A 2,571-nucleotide genomic window follows, 5' to 3' on the forward strand; every position below is an offset into this window, starting at 1 on the left:
GCGACGCTCCCACGGCTTGTAGGCACACGGTTTCAGGTACTATTTCACTCCGCTCCCGCGGTACTTTTCACCATTCCCTCACGGTACTATCCGCTATCGGTCACCAGGGAATATTTAGGCTTAACGGGTGGTCCCGCCAGATTCACACGGGATTTCTCGGGCCCCGTGCTACTTGGGTGTCTCTCAAACAAGCCGCTGATGTTTCAGCTACGGGGGTCTTACCCTCTACGCCGGACCTTTCGCATGTCCTTCGCCTACACCAACGGTTTCTGACTCGTCTCACGGCCGGCAGACCGTGAAAGAGAGATCCCACAACCCCGCATGCGCAACCCCTGCCGGGTATCACACGCATACGGTTTGGCCTCATCCAGTTTCGCTCGCCACTACTCCCGGAATCACGGTTGTTTTCTCTTCCTGCGGGTACTGAGATGTTTCACTTCCCCGCGTTCCCTCCACACTGCCTATGTGTTCAGCAGCGGGTGACAGCCCATGACGACTGCCGGGTTTCCCCATTCGGACACCCCCGGATCAAAGCTCGGTTGACAGCTCCCCGGGGCCTATCGCGGCCTCCCACGTCCTTCATCGGTTCCTGGTGCCAAGGCATCCACCGTGCGCCCTTAAAAACTTGGCCACAGATGCTCGCGTCCACTGTGCAGTTCTCAAACAACGACCAGCCACCCACCACCCTGATCCAAAAGAACCAAGTTCACTGGGGCCGGCAACCGAAGGACGACCAGACGGCCGTACCTTCAGATACCCAACAGCGTGCCCGACCCGACCCACTCACCCCCACGTTCCACGCTCCGAAGAGCAGTACTGGTGAAGATTCATGCGCCGTGCCGAGTAGTCAACGTTCCACCCATGAGCTACCAGCACCGGACATTCGCCGGTGTTCTGGCCTCTGACCAGGCAAAGCCCGGTAAGAAGTGCTCCTTAGAAAGGAGGTGATCCAGCCGCACCTTCCGGTACGGCTACCTTGTTACGACTTCGTCCCAATCGCCAGTCCCACCTTCGACAGCTCCCTCCCACAAGGGGTTGGGCCACCGGCTTCGGGTGTTACCGACTTTCGTGACGTGACGGGCGGTGTGTACAAGGCCCGGGAACGTATTCACCGCAGCAATGCTGATCTGCGATTACTAGCAACTCCGACTTCATGGGGTCGAGTTGCAGACCCCAATCCGAACTGAGACCGGCTTTTTGAGATTCGCTCCGCCTCGCGGCATCGCAGCTCATTGTACCGGCCATTGTAGCACGTGTGCAGCCCAAGACATAAGGGGCATGATGACTTGACGTCGTCCCCACCTTCCTCCGAGTTGACCCCGGCAGTCTCCTGTGAGTCCCCATCACCCCGAAGGGCATGCTGGCAACACAGAACAAGGGTTGCGCTCGTTGCGGGACTTAACCCAACATCTCACGACACGAGCTGACGACAGCCATGCACCACCTGTACACCGACCACAAGGGGGGCACCATCTCTGATGCTTTCCGGTGTATGTCAAGCCTTGGTAAGGTTCTTCGCGTTGCGTCGAATTAAGCCACATGCTCCGCTGCTTGTGCGGGCCCCCGTCAATTCCTTTGAGTTTTAGCCTTGCGGCCGTACTCCCCAGGCGGGGAACTTAATGCGTTAGCTGCGGCACCGACGACGTGGAATGTCGCCAACACCTAGTTCCCAACGTTTACGGCGTGGACTACCAGGGTATCTAATCCTGTTCGCTCCCCACGCTTTCGCTCCTCAGCGTCAGTAATGGCCCAGAGATCCGCCTTCGCCACCGGTGTTCCTCCTGATATCTGCGCATTTCACCGCTACACCAGGAATTCCGATCTCCCCTACCACACTCTAGCCTGCCCGTATCGACTGCAGACCCGGAGTTAAGCTCCGGGCTTTCACAACCGACGCGACAAGCCGCCTACGAGCTCTTTACGCCCAATAATTCCGGACAACGCTTGCGCCCTACGTATTACCGCGGCTGCTGGCACGTAGTTAGCCGGCGCTTCTTCTGCAGGTACCGTCACTTTCGCTTCTTCCCTGCTGAAAGAGGTTTACAACCCGAAGGCCGTCATCCCTCACGCGGCGTCGCTGCATCAGGCTTTCGCCCATTGTGCAATATTCCCCACTGCTGCCTCCCGTAGGAGTCTGGGCCGTGTCTCAGTCCCAGTGTGGCCGGTCGCCCTCTCAGGCCGGCTACCCGTCGTCGCCTTGGTAGGCCATTACCCCACCAACTAGCTGATAGGCCGCGGGCTCATCCTTCACCGCCGGAGCTTTCAACCTTCCCCCAGGAGGGAGAAAGTGTTATCCGGTATTAGACCCCGTTTCCAGGGCTTGTCCCAGAGTGAAGGGCAGATTGCCCACGTGTTACTCACCCGTTCGCCACTAATCCACCCCGAAGGGCTTCATCGTTCGACTTGCATGTGTTAAGCACGCCGCCAGCGTTCGTCCTGAGCCAGGATCAAACTCTCCGTGAATGTTTTCCCGTAATCGGGACCACACATCACGAGAGCGGAACGTACCGGGCCGGAATAAGACCCGTCGTCCACTGCGTCCTCGCTGTGTTTTTTGCCTGCCCGATCCGC

Annotated in this window: 2 rRNA genes; both read right to left on the minus strand. The window is 58.6% G+C overall.

Annotated elements, in window-relative coordinates:
- Nucleotides 1–631: ribosomal RNA gene (locus tag MHW47_RS34415) — 23S ribosomal RNA — on the minus strand; the annotation flags it as partial.
- Between the two features lie 306 nt (nucleotides 632–937).
- Nucleotides 938–2,463 (minus strand): 16S ribosomal RNA (locus tag MHW47_RS34420).
- Nucleotides 2,464–2,571 lie beyond the last annotated feature (108 nt).

This window comes from Streptomyces sp. OfavH-34-F, assembly GCF_022347745.1.
Classification (GTDB): Bacteria; Actinomycetota; Actinomycetes; order Streptomycetales; family Streptomycetaceae; genus Streptomyces.